This window comes from Hymenobacter psychrophilus (assembly GCF_900107135.1).
In the GTDB taxonomy this organism is placed as follows: Bacteria; Bacteroidota; Bacteroidia; order Cytophagales; family Hymenobacteraceae; genus Hymenobacter; species Hymenobacter psychrophilus.
In genome coordinates, this window is sequence record NZ_FNOV01000009.1 from 1 (window position 1) to 18,580 (window position 18,580).

At 63.8% G+C, this 18,580-nt stretch carries 21 protein-coding genes; 20 read left to right on the forward strand and 1 reads right to left on the reverse strand.

Annotation, left to right across the window (positions count from 1 at the left end; translation table 11 throughout):
* From BLW21_RS13925 to BLW21_RS13980, 12 genes are all read left to right on the forward strand, one after another.
* Window positions 1–328 (forward strand): transposase (locus tag BLW21_RS13925; RefSeq protein WP_139255216.1); only part of this gene is annotated, 328 nt, incomplete at its 5' end.
* A 306-nt stretch (window positions 329–634) separates the two neighbouring features.
* Complete coding sequence (locus tag BLW21_RS13930) at window positions 635–958, forward strand: ArsR/SmtB family transcription factor (protein ID WP_245711901.1); 324 nt, start codon at window positions 635–637, stop codon at window positions 956–958.
* 65 nt (window positions 959–1,023) lie between these two features.
* Window positions 1,024–1,836 carry a sulfite exporter TauE/SafE family protein gene (locus BLW21_RS13935; protein WP_092741077.1) on the forward strand — a complete coding sequence of 271 codons (813 nt, stop codon included), beginning with the start codon at window positions 1,024–1,026 and terminating at the stop codon, window positions 1,834–1,836.
* Between the two features lie 56 nt (window positions 1,837–1,892).
* Window positions 1,893–3,248 (forward strand): MBL fold metallo-hydrolase, encoded by a 1,356-nt coding sequence (locus BLW21_RS13940; RefSeq protein WP_092741079.1) that lies wholly within the window; start codon window positions 1,893–1,895, stop codon window positions 3,246–3,248.
* Between the two features lie 167 nt (window positions 3,249–3,415).
* Entirely contained in the window at window positions 3,416–3,754 is a 339-nt protein-coding gene (locus BLW21_RS13945) for a rhodanese-like domain-containing protein (protein WP_092741081.1), read from the forward strand.
* A gap of 4 nt (window positions 3,755–3,758) precedes the next feature.
* A complete protein-coding gene (locus BLW21_RS13950) occupies window positions 3,759–4,403 on the forward strand; it encodes a class I SAM-dependent methyltransferase (RefSeq protein WP_092741083.1) in 645 nt (214 codons plus the stop codon).
* A gap of 11 nt (window positions 4,404–4,414) precedes the next feature.
* A complete protein-coding gene (locus BLW21_RS13955) occupies window positions 4,415–4,984 on the forward strand; it encodes a YeeE/YedE family protein (protein ID WP_092741085.1) in 570 nt (189 codons plus the stop codon).
* A 9-nt stretch (window positions 4,985–4,993) separates the two neighbouring features.
* Entirely contained in the window at window positions 4,994–5,623 is a 630-nt protein-coding gene (locus tag BLW21_RS13960) for a class I SAM-dependent methyltransferase (protein WP_092741086.1), read from the forward strand.
* Between the two features lie 26 nt (window positions 5,624–5,649).
* Window positions 5,650–6,060 (forward strand): DUF6691 family protein, encoded by a 411-nt coding sequence (locus BLW21_RS13965; protein WP_092741088.1) that lies wholly within the window; start codon window positions 5,650–5,652, stop codon window positions 6,058–6,060.
* Between the two features lie 80 nt (window positions 6,061–6,140).
* Window positions 6,141–7,190: a c-type cytochrome gene (locus BLW21_RS13970; RefSeq protein WP_092741089.1), complete on the forward strand. Its 1,050-nt coding sequence runs from the start codon at window positions 6,141–6,143 to the stop codon at window positions 7,188–7,190.
* Between the two features lie 9 nt (window positions 7,191–7,199).
* The gene (locus BLW21_RS13975; protein ID WP_092741091.1) at window positions 7,200–8,666 is read left to right on the forward strand and encodes an OprD family outer membrane porin; all 1,467 of its coding nucleotides are present in this window, start codon (window positions 7,200–7,202) and stop codon (window positions 8,664–8,666) included.
* Complete coding sequence (locus tag BLW21_RS13980; RefSeq protein ID WP_245711902.1) at window positions 8,656–9,222, forward strand: DsrE family protein; 567 nt, start codon at window positions 8,656–8,658, stop codon at window positions 9,220–9,222. The genes BLW21_RS13975 and BLW21_RS13980 overlap by 11 nt, the downstream gene beginning before the upstream one ends.
* Before the next feature lie 489 nt (window positions 9,223–9,711).
* On the opposite strand, the gene BLW21_RS13985 is transcribed toward BLW21_RS13980, so the two are convergent.
* Window positions 9,712–10,539 carry a universal stress protein gene (locus tag BLW21_RS13985; protein ID WP_175470973.1) on the reverse strand — a complete coding sequence of 276 codons (828 nt, stop codon included), beginning with the start codon at window positions 10,537–10,539 and terminating at the stop codon, window positions 9,712–9,714.
* A 180-nt stretch (window positions 10,540–10,719) separates the two neighbouring features.
* On the opposite strand from BLW21_RS13985, the gene BLW21_RS13990 reads away from it, so the two are divergent.
* The 8 genes from BLW21_RS13990 (at window position 10,720) to BLW21_RS21195 (ending at window position 18,494) form a co-directional block, all read left to right on the forward strand.
* Complete coding sequence (locus BLW21_RS13990; RefSeq protein WP_092741094.1) at window positions 10,720–12,120, forward strand: MBL fold metallo-hydrolase RNA specificity domain-containing protein; 1,401 nt, start codon at window positions 10,720–10,722, stop codon at window positions 12,118–12,120.
* Window positions 12,121–12,310: 190 nt separating this feature from the next.
* A complete protein-coding gene (locus BLW21_RS13995; protein WP_092741096.1) occupies window positions 12,311–12,622 on the forward strand; it encodes a Rossmann-fold NAD(P)-binding domain-containing protein in 312 nt (103 codons plus the stop codon).
* Between the two features lie 87 nt (window positions 12,623–12,709).
* The gene (locus tag BLW21_RS14000) at window positions 12,710–14,176 is read left to right on the forward strand and encodes a L,D-transpeptidase scaffold domain-containing protein (protein WP_139255217.1); all 1,467 of its coding nucleotides are present in this window, start codon (window positions 12,710–12,712) and stop codon (window positions 14,174–14,176) included.
* A gap of 402 nt (window positions 14,177–14,578) precedes the next feature.
* A complete protein-coding gene (locus BLW21_RS14005; protein ID WP_092741100.1) occupies window positions 14,579–16,045 on the forward strand; it encodes a BON domain-containing protein in 1,467 nt (488 codons plus the stop codon).
* Entirely contained in the window at window positions 16,035–16,268 is a 234-nt protein-coding gene (locus BLW21_RS14010; RefSeq protein ID WP_092741101.1) for a hypothetical protein, read from the forward strand. Before BLW21_RS14005 ends, BLW21_RS14010 begins: the two co-directional genes overlap by 11 nt.
* Window positions 16,269–16,312: 44 nt before the next feature.
* Window positions 16,313–17,137 carry a universal stress protein gene (locus tag BLW21_RS14015; RefSeq protein WP_092741102.1) on the forward strand — a complete coding sequence of 275 codons (825 nt, stop codon included), beginning with the start codon at window positions 16,313–16,315 and terminating at the stop codon, window positions 17,135–17,137.
* A gap of 86 nt (window positions 17,138–17,223) precedes the next feature.
* Complete coding sequence (locus BLW21_RS14020; RefSeq protein WP_092741103.1) at window positions 17,224–18,081, forward strand: universal stress protein; 858 nt, start codon at window positions 17,224–17,226, stop codon at window positions 18,079–18,081.
* 200 nt (window positions 18,082–18,281) lie between these two features.
* Window positions 18,282–18,494 carry an adenine nucleotide alpha hydrolase family protein gene (locus BLW21_RS21195; protein WP_139255218.1) on the forward strand — a complete coding sequence of 71 codons (213 nt, stop codon included), beginning with the start codon at window positions 18,282–18,284 and terminating at the stop codon, window positions 18,492–18,494.
* The last annotated feature ends 86 nt before the right edge of the window (window positions 18,495–18,580 follow it).

Here is an 18,580-nt window from a genome sequence, read left to right on the forward strand (position 1 = left end):
GGCCGGCATTGCGGTAGCCGGACTGTTTTTAAACGCCGATAGGGCCTTTGATACCACCGAGTTGCGCCAAGCCTGTGCCGCCCGTGACATCGAAGCCAACATCGCCCGCAACCGCCGCGCCACCGATTGGCAAACGGCGGACGACACGTTCTTTGACCCCCAACTCTACCGGCGGCGCGTCGTGGTCGAACACGCCAACGCCTGGCTTGACCGCTTCAAAACCTTGCTCGTGCGCTATGAAACCAGTATCGGCAACTGGCTGGCGTGGCATTGGTTGGCGTTCGTCGTCCTGTTGTTGCGAAAAATCAACCCTAAACCGACTTCCTAAACAGCTTCATTATAAGTGACATCTGCTTTCCATTGGCTTACAAGCTATTGTTTTGTTTACAATGGTGCTGAGGGTGATATCGGACAAGGGAGCCGTCTCCAAGAAGTCGTTGAAGTTTGCGGCGGGAAGGTTGAGCGCTGTCAATACTGTAAAGTCGGGTACTATTTAGCCTTTTTTTAGCTGACCGAGAAGCCTTTTTCATAAGATGGGAGAAGGTAGTGGACGGGAAAATAGTTAGAACAGAATGAACTCATCAGCTGCCTATTCTTGTACGTATGATAAGTTGTTCATACATTTGCTCCCGAAATGATACCTGCTACCGCCATCCTTGCCGTTGATATGGGCCTCTCCATCGAGAAGATGGAGAAAGTGGCCTTCATTCTGAAGGTGACTGCCCACCCCACCCGCATTGCCATTGTGCAGCTGCTGGCGGCCCAGGAGAGCCTGTCGGTTACCGAAATCAGCGAAAAGCTCAACGTGGAACAGAGCCTGCTCTCGCACCACCTCTCGGGCATGAAGCTCAAGGGAATTCTGAGCAGCACCCGCGAGGGCAAAAACATCTTCTACTCGCTGAAAATGCGGGAAGTAGTGGATGTCATTCAGTGCCTGGCCGGCTGCACCTTCCTGTAGGGGCCGGCGCTTTTTTTTGTCGCAATACATGAACAATCCTTCATAATTTCATACGAAACGTTCTCATGCTGCACTACTTCGGCTACTTCTCCGCCATCTTTATTGGCCTTTCGCTCGGCATTATGGGCGGCGGTGGCTCCATTCTTACGGTGCCCGTGCTGGTCTACCTGATGGGTGTGAGCCCGGTGCTGAGCACGGCCTACTCGCTGTTCGTGGTGGGCTCGACGTCGGTGGTGGGGGCCTGGGGCTACTTCCGCAAGGGGCTGGTGTCGTTGAAAACGGCCGTGGTTTTTCTGATTCCCTCGCTGGCCTCGGTGTTCTTGGTGCGCAAGGTGCTCATGCCGGCCATTCCGCACGAGCTGTTCACGGTGGGTAGCCTGATGTTCACCAAAGATTTGCTGGTGCTGGTGGCCTTCGCCGTGCTTATGGTCGGCGCGGCCGTATCCATGATTCGCAGTAAGCAGGCCGAAGTGGTGCTTGATGGGGAGCTGCACCAGCAATCCACCTTTAACTACCCGCTCATTCTGGGTATTGGGCTAGTGGTGGGTTTGCTTACGGGCTTCGTGGGCGCGGGCGGCGGCTTCCTGATTATTCCGGCCCTGGTGCTGGGCGCGCGCCTGCCCATGAAGCTGGCCGTGGGCACGTCCCTGGCCATTATTGCCCTCAACTCGCTCATCGGTTTCAGCGGCGACCTAAGCGCCGGTACGCCCATCGAATGGTCGTTTATCCTGGGCTTTTTGTCTTTTGCCCTCGGCGGCATCGTGCTGGGTACTTATTTGGCCCGCTTTATCCCGGGCGCCAAGCTGAAGCCGGCTTTCGGCTGGTTCACGCTGGCCATGGGCACATTTATTCTGCTGCGCGAGCTGGTCTTTCACTAAGCTGCTAGCTACTAGCTTTTTTCATTCATCCCCCCACTTCTCAACCGCTTTTAGTTATGAAAATTGAACAGTTCGAAGACAAGGGCCTGGCCCACTACTCCTACGCCATTCTGAGCGAGTGCGCCCGCGAAATTGTGCTGGTCGACCCCGCCCGCGACCCGCAGCCCTACTACGATTTCGCCCGGCAGCACGACGCCAAGATTGTGTGCGTGCTCGAAACCCATCCTCACGCCGACTTCGTGAGCAGCCACCTGGAAATTGCGCAGCAAACCGGCGCCGTTATCCGCGTCAGCAAGCTGCTGGGGGCCGAATATGACCATGAGGCGTTCGATGAGGGCGACTCGTTCACGGTGGGCAAGCTCACGTTCCGGGCCCTGAACACGCCCGGCCATTCGCCCGATTCGGTGAGCACGGTGCTCAGCCGCGAGGGCAAAGACGTGGCCGTGTTCACGGGCGACACGCTGCTCATCGGCGACGTAGGCCGGCCCGACCTGCGCGAAAAGGCCGGCAACATGACCGCCAAGCGCGAGGAGCTGGCCAAGCAGATGTACCACAGCACCCGCGAGAAGCTTATGCCCCTGGCCGACGACGTGCTGGTGTACCCCGCCCACGGCGCGGGCTCGCTGTGCAGCAAGGCTACCAACTCGGCTAACAGCAGCACCATTGGGGCTGAAAAGGCCGGCAACTACGCCCTGCGCCCGCAGTCGGAGGAAGACTTTGTGAAGGAGCTGCTGGCCGACCAGCCGTTCATTCCCAAGTACTTCGGCTATGATGTGGATTTGAACAAGGCCGGTGCGCCCGACTTCGCCCCGAGCATCGCCCAAGTACCTCGCCTGGAAGCCGACGCCAAGCTGGAAGCCGGCGTGGTCGTGGTAGATACGCGGCCCGAAGCCGAGTTCAAGCAGGGCCACGCGGCCGGGGCTATCAATATTCAGCAGGGCGGCAAGTTCGAAACCTGGCTGGGCTCCATTGTGGGGCCTGAGGAATCATTCTACCTACTGGCTGCAGACGAGGCCACGCTGACGGACCTGATTGAGAAAACGGCCAAAATCGGCTACGAGCCGCTGATTAAAGGCGCGCTCGTGGGTACGCCTTCTACCCAGGAAACCATGCCCGAAATCGACGTGGAAGCCTTCCGCCAGCACCCCGAGAACTACACCATCGTGGACATCCGCAATGCTTCGGAGGCGAAAGCGGAGCCGCTGTTTGCCGGGGCCATCAACCTGCCCCTGCCCGAGCTGCGCGAGCGGGTGGGCGAAATCCCGGCTGGCAAGCCCGTGGTGGTGCATTGCGCCGGCGGCTACCGCTCGGCCGCCGGCAGCAGCATTGTGGCCCCGGCCCTGCCTGGCACCACGGTGCTCGATCTGGGCGAGGCCGTCAAGTCCTTTCAGGCAGCTGACGCTGGCCATTAACGGGTCGGCACATCGTCGTGCTGAGCGGAATCGAAACATTCCTACCGCTTCGTTGCCGCGCTAATCAGCTGGTAGGATTACCACTGCGGTAGAGATGCTTCGACTCCGCTCAGCATGACGGTTGCACTTCACACTTATCCCTCACTCACTTCCCCCCCCTCCCCATCATGTTCGACTTCCTGAAATCTTCCGCTCCGGCTTTCCAAAACCTCACCCCCGCCAAGTTTGCCGAGGGCCTGCGCCAGCCCGGCGGGCTGTTGCTCGACGTGCGCCGCCCCGACGAATTTGCCGGCGGCCACCTGCCCGGGGCCGTCAACATCGACGTGACCGGGTCCAACTTCGCTCAGCGTACGGCGGCCCTCGACAAAACCCAGCCCCTATACGTGTACTGCCGCAGCGGGGCGCGCTCGGCCACGGCCGCCAAGCAGCTCACGGCGGCCGGTTTTGCTAACGTTAGCAACCTGCTCGGCGGGGTGCTCGACTGGCCTGAAACGCTGGTGCGCTAAGCTAATGGCCGCTCCTACCCCAGACTCCCGCCAGCACTGGCAGACCGTGTATGGCACCAAGCAGCCCCACGAGGTAAGCTGGACCCAGCCGGTGCCTGCTACCTCGCTCGAATTTATCCACAGCTTTAAGCTGCCCCGGCAGGCTCCCATTATTGATGTGGGTGGTGGCGACAGTCGGCTGGTGGACCACTTGCTGGTTGAGGGCTACGAGAACCTGACGGTGCTCGACATATCGGGGGAGGCACTGGCGCGGGCCCGGCACCGGCTGGGGCCCGCTGCGGCCCGCCGCGTGCAGTGGCTGGAAACCGACGTGCTAGATTTCCAGCCACCCCAGACTTATGCCCTCTGGCACGACCGGGCCACGTTCCATTTCCTGACAAGCGCGCCCGACATAGCCCGCTATCTGGCGCTGGCCCGGGCCGCCATAGTGCCCGATGGCTACTTATCGATGGGTACTTTTTCGCCCGCCGGGCCCACTTCGTGCAGCGGTTTGCCCATCCGCCAGTACAGCGAGCAGCAGCTGGCCGGGCAACTGCGGCAGGGCTTCCAGAAGTTGCGCTGCCGCACCGAAGACCACCACACGCCGTTTCAGACCACCCAAAATTTTCTGTTCTGCTCGTTCCGCCGCCAGCAGTTGGCAGCGGCCTGAGTCCATTTATTATGAATTCCATGCTTGAACTTCTGCAACAACCCTGGCCCTGGTACGTGGCCGGGCCCCTCATTGGCCTCACGGTGCCGGCTTTGCTGCTCATCGGCAACAAGGCCCTGGGTATCAGCTCCTCGCTGCGCCATGTGTGCGCGGCCTGCGTACCGGCCGGCATCCCCTTTCTCACCTATAACTGGCGGGCCGAAATCTGGAACCTGGTATTTGTGCTGGGCGTGGCCCTGGGCGGCTTTATCGGCTACCAGCTGATGGGCCACCCCGAGATAATCAACATCTCGCCCGAAACCATCAACGACCTCAAAACCGAGCTGCACCTGACCGATTTTTCGGGTCTGCTGCCCCGGGAGCTATTTTCGCTTGATAATCTGGCCAACTGGAAGGGCTGGTTTTTTCTGGTGTTTGGGGGCTTTCTGGTGGGCTTCGGCACGCGCTACGCCGGGGGCTGCACTTCGGGCCACGCCATTTCGGGCCTCTCGAACCTGCAGTGGGTGTCGCTGGTGGCCGTTATCGGCTTCTTCGCTGGCGGCCTGCTGATGACCTGGGTGGTTTACCCTATGCTGTTTTAACTGCCAACCATGACGCACGCCGCTGATTTCTGGGATGCCCGCTACGAGGCCGAGGCCTACGCCTACGGCACCGAGCCCAACGTCTACTTCCGCCGGCAGCTCGATGCGCTGCCGCCCGGCCGCCTGCTGCTGCTGGCCGAGGGCGAGGGCCGCAACGCCGTATACGCCGCCCGTAAGGGCTGGCAGGTCACGGCCGTAGATTTCAGCGACGAAGGCCGGGCCAAAACCCAGCGCTTGGCGGCCAGCCAGGGCGTGCGCCTCAACTACCAGGTAGCCGACCTGACCGACCTGGCCTGGCAAAAACCCGGCTACTACGACGCCATTGGGCTGATTTACGCCCACCTACCCGCCGCCGACCGGCAGGCGGTGCACGCCGCTGCTGCCGCCAGCCTGGCCCCCGGCGGCCATATACTACTGGAGGCCTTCACGCCCCGGCAGCTCGGCCTTGCCTCGGGTGGCCCGCGCCAGGCCGAGCTGCTCTACGAGCCAGCCCAGCTGGCCACCGACTTTGCCGGCCTCACGCTGCTCGAAAACGAGGAGCGGCGGCTGGTGCTGCACGAAGGCAGTTTCCATGTTGGCCCGGCCAGCGTGGTGCGCCTGTTGGCCCGGCGGCCCGCTCCTTCACAACCTTCGGTTTAAATTTCTTCCGACCTCATTTTCTGCTCATGAAATATTTCAAATACCTGGTGCTGGGCACGTTGTTCGGCATCATTCTCACCAAAAGCGAAGTCATCAGCTGGTTCCGGATTCAGGAGATGTTCCGCTTCCAGGCCTTCCACATGTACGGCGTCATCGGCTCGGCCATTGTGGTGGGCATGATTTCGATTCAGCTCATCAAGCGCAACCGCCTGAAAAGCATCAGCGGCGAGGAAATCAAGCTCGCCGACAAGAAGTTCAACCACGGCATCTGGATTGGCGGCTTCATCTTCGGCCTGGGTTGGGCCATCACCGGCGCCTGCCCCGGCCCGCTATTCGCCCAGCTCGGCAGCGGCGTAGGTGCAGCCGCCGTCATGATTCTGGCGGCCCTGGCCGGCACCTGGACCTACAGCGCCCTACGCGAAAAGCTCCCTTACTAATGGTAAGGAGCTATTATGTTAGCTATTAGCTGATAGCTAATAGCTAACATAATAGCTCCGGCACCAAACCCATCTCCACCATGAAACCCACCGAACAACGGGTGCAGCAACTGCCCCATCTGGTACGCCTGCTGATGTTGCTGACGGCCGCCGTGGTGCTGGTGTTGGTGGTGGTCGTTACCCGGATTTACGGGCCGGTTGGCGCGCCTGCCCCCACAGTGGTGGCCAACGAAGCTACCGATGGTCCGCCGCCGCCCGGCAGCTACCACCGCCCCGCCACCCCGGCCCCCGACACGGCTCTGATTCCGCGCACGGCTGCCGGCCGTCGGATTCGCTACGGCCGCGAGCTGATTGCCAGCACGGCGCAGTATCTGGGGCCGGCGGGCTCGGTGGCCCACCTGACCAACGGCATGAACTGCCAGAACTGCCACCTGCAGGCCGGCACCCAGGGCTTCGCCAACAACTACCTGGCCGTGGCGGCCACTTACCCCAAACTACGGGCCCGCTCGGGCCAGGTGGAGGGCATTGAGAAGCGTGTGAACGACTGCCTGGTGCGCAGCCTCAACGGCCAGGCCCTGGCCGACAGCAGCCGCGAGATGCGCGCCATGGTGGCCTACATCAAGTGGTTGGGCCAGGGGATTCCGAAGGGCCAGAAGGTGTACGGCACGGGCTTCATGCAGCTGGCCTACCTCGACCGCGCCACCGACCCGGTGATTGGCAAGGCCGTGTTTGCCGGCAAGTGCCAGAGCTGCCACGGCCCCGAGGGCCAGGGCCAGCCGCTGGCCGACGGCCGCGGTTACCAGTATCCGCCGCTGTGGGGGCCACACAGCTACAACGACGGCGCGGGTCTGTTTCGGGTCACCAACTTCGCCAAGTACGTGAAGGCCGCCATGCCCTACGGCGCCACTTTCGACCACCCGCAGCTCACCGACAAGCAGGCCTGGGACGTGGCGGCTTTCGTGAACTCGCAGCCCCGCCCGCACCTGTCTGCCTCCCACGACTGGCCCGACATCGGCCAGAAGCCAGTCGACTATCCCTTCGGTCCCTACGCCGATGCGTTTTCGGTGCGGCAGCACAAATACGGCCCGTGGCAGCCCATTGAGGCGGCCCATCCCGCCAAAAACAAGTAATTCCCGCTGATGAATTTCCTCCTGCGTCTGGGCGTGGCTGCCCTACTGCTGGCCCCTTGCGCCACGCAGGCCCAGCAGGCCGAGCCCGCCCCTACCCGGCCCATCACCGGCCGGCCGGTGCTACCGCCTTATCCCGCTGCCCCGGCCACATCGGCCACAACCGACACGCTGCCGGCCCGCACGCTGGCCGAGGCCTTCGGGCGGGGGCAGTGGCACGGCCGGGTGCGCAACTACTTCCTGGCCACCCTCAACCAGAGCAGTCTGCCCGACTACTACGCCAACGGCCTGGGCGCCGGGGCGCGGTTCGAGACGGCTCCGCTGCACGGGTTTTCGGTGGGAGCAGGCGGCTTTTTCTGGGTGAATCTGGCCTCCAATAACCTGGCCACGCCCGACGCGGCAACCGGCGCCGTGAGCCGCTACGAAGTAGGTTTGTTCGACGTAAGCAACCCCGCCCGTCGCCAGCTCACGGGCCGGCCCGAGGAGCTGTTTGGGCGTTACCGCTGGCGGAAGTCGGTGGCCACCTTTGGCCGGCAGCTGCTGGTCACGCCACTGCTCAACCCCCAGGATGGCCGCCTGAGCCCCAATTACGCGCAGGGTCTGTGGCTGGAAATGAACGAGCTGCCGCGTACTACGCTGACGGCGGGCTGGCTTACGCGCGTTGCCGTGCGCTCCACCTCGGAGTGGGCATCGGTGGCGGGCTCCCTAGGCCTCTACCCCACCGGCGTAGACGAAACCGGCAAGCGCGCCGCCTACGCCGGCAACCAAAGCAGCCGCGGCCTGGGCGTACTGGGCGTTAGCCGGCAGCTGGGCACCCGTACCCGCGTGCAGGCCTGGAACTACTACGCCGATAACCTCTTCAACAGCCTATTCACAGAGCTGATCACCGGCCGGGCCCTGGGTGCGGGTCAACTCACGCTAGGCGCGCAGTACCACTACCAGCGCACGGTGGGCACCGGCGGCAACGCCAATCCGGCCCTGGCCTACAGCGCCCCCGGCCGCCGGGCCCATGCCCTGAGTGCCCGCCTGGGCGCGCAGCGCGGCCCCTGGAGCCTGAGCGCCAACTACACCCGCATCACCCGCACGGGACGCTTTCTGTTTCCGCGCGAGTGGGGCCGCGAGCCGTTCTACACCTTCCTTCCCCGCGAGCGGACGGAAGGGTCCGGGGGCCTCGACGCGGCCGCGCTGCTGGCCAGCTATGCCGTGCCCACCGCCCCGGGCCTGAAGGCAGAGGTCGGCTACGGCCATTACTACCTGCCCGACGTGAAAAACTTCCGCCTCAACAAGTACGGCCTGCCGTCGTACAGCCAGTTCAACGCCTCGCTTAGCTACCCGTTTCGCGGCTGGGCCCGAGGGCTACGGGGCCAACTGCTCTATCTTTACAAGGCCTCCCTGACCGACACCTATGGCGAAGCCCGCTACGTGGTAAACAAGGTAGATATGCACCAGCTGAACCTGATTCTCAACTATGATTTCTAACGCCTTTCCCCGCCTGACGATGCCTTCCCTGCCCCGCCTGCTGGCCGCCGCCGCCCTGCTGGCCACCATTGGCACCGCTCACGCCCAAACTACCACCCCCGCCGCTACCCCGGCGGCAACTACAGCCGCTCCGGCACCCGTTCTCACGCCCCCCAACGCGGCGGCGGCAGCCAAAGCAGCCGTTTTTCAGGGTGCGCCGGCTACCAAAAAGCACTACCGGGCCGTGTATCAGCTCGATAGCAACGACCCCAAGCTCATCAACCAAACCCTGCACAACATGCAAAACGCCCTCAAGGACCCGCGCCTGAAAGGCAAGCTGGAGATGGAGTTGGTCGTGTTCAGCGGCGGCACGGTGGTTTTCCGCAAAGACCAGCCGTACGAGGCCGATGTGCTGGCTTTGCAGCAGGCAGGCGTTATTCTGGCCCAGTGCGAAAACTCGATGCGGGCCTACAAGCTGACCAAGAACGATATGCTACCCTACATTTCCGTGGTGCCCACCGGCAACGGCGAACTGATTATCCGCCAGACCGAAGGCTGGGTGCTGGTGCATCCGTAAGTAGCGGCACCAAATCGGCCTTTCAGGGCTGCTCTACTAGCAGCCCGTGCGACATACGTAGCGTAGTCAACGACCTAGCGCAAACATAAGCGCCGCTTGCGTTGCACTGGCAGCAAGGGGGCAATAACTCGCCACGGCGAGTCAGTGAGGGGTTGATAGCCGTCAACCATAAAACGAGCAGCAGCCTGGCAACCCTTACCGCAGCTTCCTGATTCGTTTATTTTTGCTTTACTCAATTCCCAAACGCGCTCTACGTGTGGCTCTAATTCCAGGCTACGCGGGCGTTGTTGCTGGTGAGGATAAGTTGATTTTTCACCAGCAGCAATAGCAATAACTTCGATAGCAAGTCGGGCAGCAAACGCCCCAAAGGCAGTTAGTGAGTGCAGTGTCTTTGTAACTGAGTGTTCGTGCAATCGGCTGGCTGCCCCTTTGGCTTGCCTACTCAAAAAGTAAGAACACCTTACTGCAAGCCGATACTGCACTGCTTCCTTACGCGGCGGGGAGCACCAGCACGGGGATAGTGCTGCGGCGCAGTATTTCCGCCGTAATGCTGCGGTGGAACAGGTTGCCGAAGAAGCTGCGGGGCCGCGCCACCACAACGACCAGGTCAAAATCGGTGCTCTGGGCAACGTCCAGAATAGCACGGGCCGGGCTTGCGTCGGCTAAAGTGCGTGCTTTTACCAGAGGTAAGTCGATGGTCAGGCCGGTACGTAATACAGTATCGAGGGCCTGGTCGGTGGCTTCCTCGGCCTCCGCTTGCACCGCATTGGGCGCTACGTAAAGCACTGTGACTTCGGCGTCGATGGCCGTAAGTAGCTGGCGCACAGCACCCGCGTGCTCGCCCAGGCTGAACGGCTCCCCATCGACGGCAAACAGCACCCGGCGAAGCGGCCGGAGGCCACTTACGGTGTGCGGCACGACCAGCAACGGGTAGGCAACGAGGCGCAATAACTCGAGGGCCGTCGTCTGGATTAAGTTATCGGGAATATCGTCGTAGTTGGAGCGGCCCAGCACTACCAGGGCCGGATGATGCCGCGTAACGGCATCGGCAACGGCGGAAGCCACGCGGCCGTGTCCTACCTCGGCTACTACCGGCACGGGTAAGTCCAGGGCAATGCTGCTCATGGCCAGCGCGATGCTTTCCTTGCTCAGATTGGAAAGCTCACCGGTGAACATTTCCGGGTCGAGCACGGAGTCGCGGCGCACATGCAGCAGCACCAGGCGGGCCTGAAGTGTGCTGGCCAGCGTAGTGGCGTAATCGAGCGCGCCATTCGCCTCGCGAAAGAAGTCGGTGAGCACAAGCAGGGAAGCGGGCATAGCGCAAGAAGTTAGGTGGCGATAAAACGCGAAGAGAGTACACGGCAAATAACGGCCGCTGGCGGCCGGCCCGCGATGCGCATTGTAGGGAAACCACCTGATTTTGGTCATGGCGGGGAGGTGGCGAATACGGTACCCTTGTAGCAGTATTCCTGCTGCTAATTACCTGATGGCCAGATTATGACTGTTGACCTGCAATTCCTCGGTGCGGCCCACTGCGTTACCGGCTCCAAGTACCTGCTCACCCTCACCACGCCCGCCCGGTACTGGCGGGTGCTCATCGATTGCGGCCTGTTTCAGGGCCTGAAGGCGCTCCGCCTGCGCAACCGTGACGAGCTGCCCTTCGACCCCGCCACCGTTGACGCGGTGGTGCTCACCCACGCCCACATCGACCACAGCGGCTACCTGCCCAAGCTGGTGCGCGACGGGTTTCGGGGGCGCGTGTTCTGCACCGAGCCCACAGCCGACCTGCTCAGTATTATGCTGCTCGACTCGGCCAAGCTGCAGGAGGAGGAGGCCGCCTATGCCAACGCCAAGGGCTACTCCCGCCACCACCCCGCCACGCCGCTCTACACCCACGCCGACGTGCAGCAGGTGCTGCCGCTGCTCGAAAGCATGAGCTACGAGGCCCCGCTCTCGCTTTTTGAGGGAGCCCTTGAGCTCACGTTCCGCCAGGCGGGCCACATTCTGGGAGCCGCCAGCGTGGCCCTCACGGTACACGGAGCCACCCAGCACAAGCAGCTGGTGTTTTCCGGCGACCTGGGCCGCTACGACAACCCCGTGCTGTTCGACCCGGCCACCTTCACCCAGGCCGACGTATTGCTGGTAGAATCCACCTACGGCGACCGGGAAACCGGCATCGAGAACCCCGAGCAGGAGCTGGCGCGGGTGGTGAACGAGGCCCTGGCCCGGGGCGGCACGCTGCTGATTGCCGCCTTCGCCGTGGGCCGCACTCAAACCCTGCTCTACTACCTTAAAAAGCTGCGGGCCGAAGGCCGGGTGCCCCAGGTGCCGGTGTACGTGGACAGCCCAATGGGCATCCGGGTGTCGGACCTGTACCCACGCCACCCGCGCGCCCACCGGCTGGGCCACGGCAACGTGTTCGATTTTCCGGGCCTGCGCTTCATCACCGAAGCCACCGAGTCCAAGCAGCTTAACAGCCGGTCGGGGCCGGCCATCATCATTTCGGCCAGCGGCATGTGCACGGGCGGGCGCATCATTCACCACCTCTTCCACCGCCTGCCCCGGCCCCAGGATACGCTGCTGCTCATCGGTTACCAGGCCGAAGGCACCCGGGGCCGCCGGTTGCAGGACGGGGAAACGGCCATCAAGATGTTCGGCAAAATGGTGCCCGTGCGTTGCGCGGTGGTGCAGCTCGACGGCTTTTCGGCCCACGCCGACCGCAAGGAGTTGCTGCGCTGGCTGAGCAGTTTCGAAGCCGCGCCCAAGCACACGTTCATCGTACACGGCGAGCCGGTGGCCGCCGAGGCCCTGGCCCACACGCTCCGCACCGAGTGGGGCTGGCCCCGCGTGCGGGTGCCCGAGTACCTGGAAAAGGTGACGCTGTTCGAGGGCCTCTAGCGCGGGGCCTGGCCGGCCCGGTAGCTGGTTCAGTACTAAACCAGCTGCGTTCTGCTTACTTCTTACTCAGCTACATGATTGCGGCCATCGATAGCGCCTGCGCTTACAAGGAGCCCTTTTTGCGGGAAGCTGCTGCCGTGGCCGGCCACGAGTTGCGCTGGCAGCCGGCCGTCTCCCGGGCCTGCGCTATGTGCCGCTGGCCGAGCTGTGCGCCACGGCCGACACCATCCTCCTGCACGCCTCCCCCCTCACGCCCGCCAGCCGCGCCAGCACCGGGCACCTGGGCTACCTGGGGCTGGATGTCTGTGAGCACGAGAAAGGCCTGTTCTTTCACGACCACTCCGCCCACCCGCCTGCCGACCCGGTGCTGGCCGCGCCCAACGTGCTGCTTACCGGCCACCAGGCGTTCCTGACCCGCGGGGCCCTGGCCAGCATTGCCGCCGCCACCTGCGCCAGCCTGGCGGCCTGGCAGCGCACCGAAGCAGGCCCGCACGAGCTCTAATCCACTCCAAACTCTCGTTTCGGTCATCGGCCGGGCCGACATTTTCTCATTAAGAATACGCTCTACTACCTGCCCGTGTCGGTTATTATGCGCCTTTCTTCCTTGCTGCTGTTCGTGCTGGTCCTGCCCTGGTGCGGCGCTCACTCCACGAGCCGTAAGCCGGAGGCATCCGCCCCGTTCGTAACTCCTGTTCCGGCCGCTGCCGTGCCGGTGCTCCCGCTGGTGCGCGCGCTGCTCGATACGGCCACGGCCGGCAGCGCCCGTGCCGCCGACGTACGCCGCCACCTGCAAGCCGGCCCCGAGGTGCGGGCGCTCTACGACTCGGCCACCGCGCCCTACTGGACCCAACCCGCCGACAGCCTCAACGACCTGGCCCGCGCCGCCCTGGCCCTGCTGGCCCGCGCCCCCGAGCACGGCCTGCAACCCGCCTATTACCAGTTGGCGGGCCTGCAGGCGCTACGCGACTCGCTGCGCCAACCTGCCTCGCCCGCCCACCGGGCTGGCCAGCAAGCGCGGCTGGAAGTGGCCCTGAGTGATGCCGTGCTGCGCTTTATGTGGGACCTGCACCGGGGCCGGTTGCGGCCCTACACGGCGTCGGCCACCGAGAAGGCGGCGGGGCGGGTGTGGCAGCCAGCCGCCGTGCTGCGAGCGGGCCTGGCCCAGGGGCAGGTGGTAGCGGCCATGCTGGCCGGCCGGCCCACCGGCCGCGAGTACCGCCACCTGCAAGCGGCGCTGGCCCGCTGGCTGCACACGCTACCCGCGCAACCGCAACCCGGTTCGGCGGCCCGGCGGCGGCAGTACGAGCAGGCCGCCGTGAACCTGGAGCGCTGGCGCTGGAACCCGCTGCCGCCCGATTCGGCCTACCTCTACCTCAATATTCCGGCCTACGAGCTGCTGGCGCTGGAGGGCGACTCGGTGACGCGCCGGCACCGCGTTATCGTGGGGGCCCCGCGCACGCCTACGCCCACGCTCAGCAGCGTGGTCCGCCACTTCACGCTGGCCCCCGACTGGCACGTGCCCCGCTCCATTGCCACCAGGGAGATGCTGCCCCGCATCCGGCGCGACGTGGGGTATCTGGCCCGCAACAACTACGCCGTTTACGACGCGCGCGGGCACTTGCTGGACCCGGCCGCCATCAACTGGCGCCAAGTGACGGCGGCCAACTTCCGCTACTATATCCGGCAGTCGGCGGGCTGCGATAACGCGCTGGGCAACGTTGTATTTCGCTTCGTTAATCCCTACTCGGTGTACCTGCACGATACGCCCATGCGCCAGTATTTTGCCCGCCCCGACCGCGCCCTGAGCCACGGCTGCATGCGCCTGGCCGAGCCCCTGCAGCTGGCCGCCTACCTGCTGCGCCGCGGGGGCCAGCCGGTTCGCCTGCCCAGCGAGGAGGAGTGCGCCCGCCAGCCCCGGCCCCGCCAAGTGGCGTTGCGCCGGCCCATGCCCCTGCACGTACGCTACGCCACCTGCCAGGCCGCCGGCGACTCATTGCAATTCCTGGCCGACATCTACCAGCTCGATGCGCCCCTGCGGCGGGCCCTGTTCAACTAAGCCCAGCCAACAGATTAGCGGGTTACTCATCTGTTTGGCCGAAATCGCCTGCCGTCCTGCTGATGGAGGGCGGTTTTTTTGTGCGCCCATTATCCGGCCATTCGGCCGGTTGGCCGGACCAGCCGCGCACCATGATAAACGTCAGGTAATCAGGTGATAAACATCAGGGTGGCAGGAGTGGATATCGACGAAATTTACAGTAGTTGATATTTCACCTGAAAGTCCCTGGCTTTTCTTAATCCTCTACTACCATGATAACCTCTTCTGCTTTCTTTTCGGTGCTGCTGGTTGCGGCGCTGGCCTACGGGAGCTGGCAGCTCGGCCACCGGCTGCTGCGCGCCACGCACTAGGGGCTGCCCCGCGCCCGCCCGGTTTTAGTCTCGCCCTCTTTTCCTTTCCGCTATGTCAACGCACGAAGTATTGCCTATGCCTACCGAACAGGAGCAGGTAACCGATTCCCGGATTTGCGCCGCCATCGAACTTCAGTTTCTCACCCAGCGCGGGGTGCTCGACCGCCTGATTGACGTGGAAACCCACGAAGGCATCGTGGAGCTAACCGGTCTGACCGACAGCCTGCTCTCGCGGCGGCGGGCCGAGGAAATTGCGCTGGCCGTGCGCGGGGTGCGCGGGGTCATCAACGAAATCGGCATTCTGGCCAGTAAAATGACCGACCAGGAGTTGCGGCGCGACGCTGAGCGGGCACTGGATCAGGACCCCAACGACTTTAATGTGCGCTGCTACGTGCATGAGGGCGCACTCAACCTGAGCGGTGTGGTGCAATCGTGGGCCGAAAAGCAGCTGGTGCTGCTGCTGGTAGAGGGCGTGCACGGGCTGCGGCGCGTCAATGCCGACCAGCTGGGTATTCGTGGGGGAGAAAACGTGAACTCCGATGAGGACATCACGGCCCAGATTCAGAAACTGCTTGAGTGGGATATCCGCGTAAATGCCCGCCTGGTGCAGGTGCGCACCCACGAGCGGGTGGTGCACCTGGCCGGCACGGTGGGCACCGCTACCGAGCGGGAACACGCCGTGGCCATTGCCTACCAGGCTGGGGCCGAGCGGGTAGATGCCCGCGACCTGTTGGTGGCCTACTGGGCTCTGGACCGGGAGCTGCGGCGCGAAAAGTTCGCGGCCCGCTCCGACCAGGACGTGGCCCAGGCTATCCGCGACACCTTCCGCTACGACCCGCGGGTACTCTCGACCGAGCCCGGGGTGGAGGTGCACAACGGCATCGTGACGCTGCGCGGGGCCGTTAGCAGCCTGCTGGCCCGGCAGGCCGCCGAGCAGGACGCCCGCAATGTGGTGGGCGTCTGGGACGTGCACAACCTGCTGAAGGTGCGCCTGCTGCTAACGCCCACCGATGACGACCTGCGCGAGATGGTGCAGCAGGCCCTGGCCCGCGACCCCTACGTGGGCAGCCTGGCCTTCATTGTACATGTGCGCCACGGCCGCGTGAGCCTGTTTGGGCGGGTGGATAACTACTTTGAGCAGGAGCAGGCTGGGCGCGCGGCCAGTGGCGTGAGCGGGGTGATGGAGCTGGACAACCGGCTCAAGGTAGCGGGCCCGCCAACCTGGCAGCAAGCCCAGCAATGGCTGGGCCAGTCCAACAGTACGGCTCCGGCGGCCGCTGCCGGCCTCCATTCCGACCACGCGCTGGCCGAGCGCATCCGCCAGCGCTACTTCTGGTCGGCTACGTTGCACGACGAGGACGTTGAAGTGCGGGTTGACAACGGCCGGGCCACGCTCAACGGCACGGTCGACACCTGGTTCGACCGCAAACAGGCCGCCATGCTGGCCTTCGAGGTTGGGGCCCGCGACGTGAACAACCACCTGCGCGCCACCATGACCGAGCTGCCCGATGAGTATTAAAACCCCGCCTCCGTCGCTGCTGGCCAGGCCGTGCGCCAGCGCCACCCGCTTTTCGCCGGTGAGTCGCTCGGGCAAAACCGGCTTGTCCATCGGCCTGCGTGCGCAACGGCTGGTGCAGGAAGCCGACGCCACGATGTCGCCCGATATCTGGGGTTGCGACTACCTGTCGCCGGGCTCAGAAGCGGATTCTTCCCAGCCGAAGGGCTTGCCGGCTGCCAACTGACCCGGCACCTGATTTTTCCTTCCACTCTGATTTTCTCCTTTCTTATGGCTGCCTTCCTTGTTGTTCTGAGTGATTTTTTCGCCGTTTCCAACCGAGCCCTCTCGTACGCGGCCGATTTAGCCTGCCTCATGCCCGCCGAACTCGTGCTGCTGCACGTAGCGCACGATGAGTTGCTGGCTCCTGAGCAGCAAGAGTATCAGTCGCTGACCAGGCGTACGGCCCGGAGTACGGCGGTGGCTCTGGAGCAACTGGCCCATCAGCAGCCCGTTGCCACAACCGTGCGGGTATCGGAGCAACAGTTGCCGGCCGCCGTGCAGGAGGCTGTGCGGGAGCATCATCCCTTGCTGCTGGTGCTAAGCCAGCCGGGTTCAGGCGCTACTCCCTGGAAAGTAGTAGTGGATACGGCCACGACGCTGCTACTCCACGCGCCGCACCCGCTGCTGGTGATACCGCAGGTGGGGTGGGAGCAATTTCCGCCCCGCCGGCTGTTGCTGGCCGTTGATGGCGAGCCGTTTGAGCTGGCTGGCCGTTCGCAGGTGCTGCGCCAGCTGCTGGCCGCTACCGCCGGCACGCTGAGCGTGGTACACGTCACCGACGACGGGCACGCCCTGCCCAACGCGCAGGCCGTGCTGGCCACCGTCCGCGACCAGGATGTGCTGGATGAGGTGCCCGACAACTGCCTGCGGCAAGTGTACCACCCAAATCCCACGGAAGGTATTCTGCGGGAAGCCGCCCATCAAAAAGCCGATATGCTCGTGCTGGTGGCCCGGCGGCACAGCTTCCTCGGCAGCCTGTTTCACCGCAGTATCACGGCGGATGTGGTGCGCGAAAGTCCCATTCCGGTGCTGCTGCTACCCGCCGACGATTAGCGTCGATAAGCAATTCGCCGGAGCCGTCCTGCAAAGGCTACCTACCAATTGTAACCGGCTGCTTTCTTCCACTTTCCCCGCTCACGATGAAGCCTTGTTTCGTTGTTTTTACCGACTTATCGGCCTTCGCCCGGCAACTGGCCTCCTATGCGGCCGGGGTGGGGGCACCCTTGGGGGTGCGGCTGCACCTGCTGCATTTTTATCATACCCCGAGCGTAGACCCGGAACTGGTAACCACCACCGGCTTCCACCGCAGCCAAGCCGAAACAGGCCGGATGCTCCGGAAAATGGCCCAGAGCCTGCCCGCTGAAGCCACCGTTACCGTTTCTACCGAACCGGTTGACCAAGCTTTAGCGCAGGCCGCCCGATACTGTTACCCCATCCTGCTGGTACTGGGCCTGAGCGACGAGCAAGCCCTGCTCGACCATTTGTTGCGCAACCAACTGCTGTCCGCGCTGCGGGCCACCCACCGCCCGCTGCTGCTCGTGCCTCCGGGAGCGGCCTGGCAGCCGGCCCCCCGCCGCGTGGCCGTGGCCATCGACGGGGAAGAATTTACGCTCAATGCCGCCGCCCACCGCCTCGTGCCCCTGCTGCGGGCCTGGTCGGCAAGCTGGACGGCCGTACACGTGGAGACGCCAGATGAGCACCAGGCCTTTCGGGGGCAGCGGGCTCTGGGCACCTTGCGGGAAAGCGGGCTGCTGGATAAGCAAACTGCCCTGGCCCTCTACGAGTCGCAGGAAGTGCTGCCGACGGCCGGCATTCTGCAAGCCCTGCACGATACCCGGGCCGACCTGCTGGTGCTTATTGTGCGGCCCCGCAGCTTTTTAAGCCGGCTCTTCCACCATAGCGTAACGGCGCGGGTGCTGCGCAACTGCCCCGTGCCCGTGCTGCTACTGCCTGCCGAAGACCCCGATAGGCCGGGCTGGATGCCCACCATGAGCTAAAGACTCCCGCTTGCTTTCTAATTCCAGGCCCATCATCTGAACCCACGTTTCATGTCCGTCAACTTTATCACGTTGGCCGGCTTTTACCCGCCCGCCCGCAACGCCATGCGCTACGCCGACCTGCTGGCGCAGGCCTTCTCGGCGGCCAACAACTGCTGCTGCACGCCAAGCGGGTTGCTCTCTTCGACCCCTACCAAGCCTTGGACAAGTCGTACCAGCGGGAGGAGCTGGCCCGGCAGCGCAGTTACCTGGGCGAGGTTTTTCACCGCAGCGTTACGGCCCGTCTGCTCGACCGAAGCCCGGTGCCCGTGCTGGTACTGCCCCACGGCAAGCGCCTGAACCGGGGCCACACGCACCGGGTAAGAGCGAGGCCCCAGCAGGCGCAGAACTGTTTTTTATCGGGTGTGAGGTAACGACACAGGATTTTGCGTCGATACCTCGTGTGCCTGAAATTGAATTGAAGCGGAGAGTCGCACAGGCATCATGCTGAGCATGATGC

What these genes read in the sequence shown, in the direction of transcription:
- BLW21_RS13930 (WP_245711901.1), top strand. Translation starts at nt 635, where the DNA reads ATGATACCTGCTACCGCCATCCTTGCCGTTGATATGGGCCTCTCCATC.
- BLW21_RS13935 (WP_092741077.1), top strand. Translation starts at nt 1,024, where the DNA reads ATGCTGCACTACTTCGGCTACTTCTCCGCCATCTTTATTGGCCTTTCG.
- BLW21_RS13940 (WP_092741079.1), top strand. Translation starts at nt 1,893, where the DNA reads ATGAAAATTGAACAGTTCGAAGACAAGGGCCTGGCCCACTACTCCTAC.
- BLW21_RS13945 (WP_092741081.1), top strand. Translation starts at nt 3,416, where the DNA reads ATGTTCGACTTCCTGAAATCTTCCGCTCCGGCTTTCCAAAACCTCACC.
- BLW21_RS13950 (WP_092741083.1), top strand. Translation starts at nt 3,759, where the DNA reads ATGGCCGCTCCTACCCCAGACTCCCGCCAGCACTGGCAGACCGTGTAT.
- BLW21_RS13955 (WP_092741085.1), top strand. Translation starts at nt 4,415, where the DNA reads ATGAATTCCATGCTTGAACTTCTGCAACAACCCTGGCCCTGGTACGTG.
- BLW21_RS13960 (WP_092741086.1), top strand. Translation starts at nt 4,994, where the DNA reads ATGACGCACGCCGCTGATTTCTGGGATGCCCGCTACGAGGCCGAGGCC.
- BLW21_RS13965 (WP_092741088.1), top strand. Translation starts at nt 5,650, where the DNA reads ATGAAATATTTCAAATACCTGGTGCTGGGCACGTTGTTCGGCATCATT.
- BLW21_RS13970 (WP_092741089.1), top strand. Translation starts at nt 6,141, where the DNA reads ATGAAACCCACCGAACAACGGGTGCAGCAACTGCCCCATCTGGTACGC.
- BLW21_RS13975 (WP_092741091.1), top strand. Translation starts at nt 7,200, where the DNA reads ATGAATTTCCTCCTGCGTCTGGGCGTGGCTGCCCTACTGCTGGCCCCT.
- BLW21_RS13980 (WP_245711902.1), top strand. Translation starts at nt 8,656, where the DNA reads ATGATTTCTAACGCCTTTCCCCGCCTGACGATGCCTTCCCTGCCCCGC.
- BLW21_RS13985 (WP_175470973.1), bottom strand. Translation starts at nt 10,539, where the DNA reads ATGCCCGCTTCCCTGCTTGTGCTCACCGACTTCTTTCGCGAGGCGAAT.
- BLW21_RS13990 (WP_092741094.1), top strand. Translation starts at nt 10,720, where the DNA reads ATGACTGTTGACCTGCAATTCCTCGGTGCGGCCCACTGCGTTACCGGC.
- BLW21_RS14000 (WP_139255217.1), top strand. Translation starts at nt 12,710, where the DNA reads ATGCGCCTTTCTTCCTTGCTGCTGTTCGTGCTGGTCCTGCCCTGGTGC.
- BLW21_RS14005 (WP_092741100.1), top strand. Translation starts at nt 14,579, where the DNA reads ATGTCAACGCACGAAGTATTGCCTATGCCTACCGAACAGGAGCAGGTA.
- BLW21_RS14010 (WP_092741101.1), top strand. Translation starts at nt 16,035, where the DNA reads ATGAGTATTAAAACCCCGCCTCCGTCGCTGCTGGCCAGGCCGTGCGCC.
- BLW21_RS14015 (WP_092741102.1), top strand. Translation starts at nt 16,313, where the DNA reads ATGGCTGCCTTCCTTGTTGTTCTGAGTGATTTTTTCGCCGTTTCCAAC.
- BLW21_RS14020 (WP_092741103.1), top strand. Translation starts at nt 17,224, where the DNA reads ATGAAGCCTTGTTTCGTTGTTTTTACCGACTTATCGGCCTTCGCCCGG.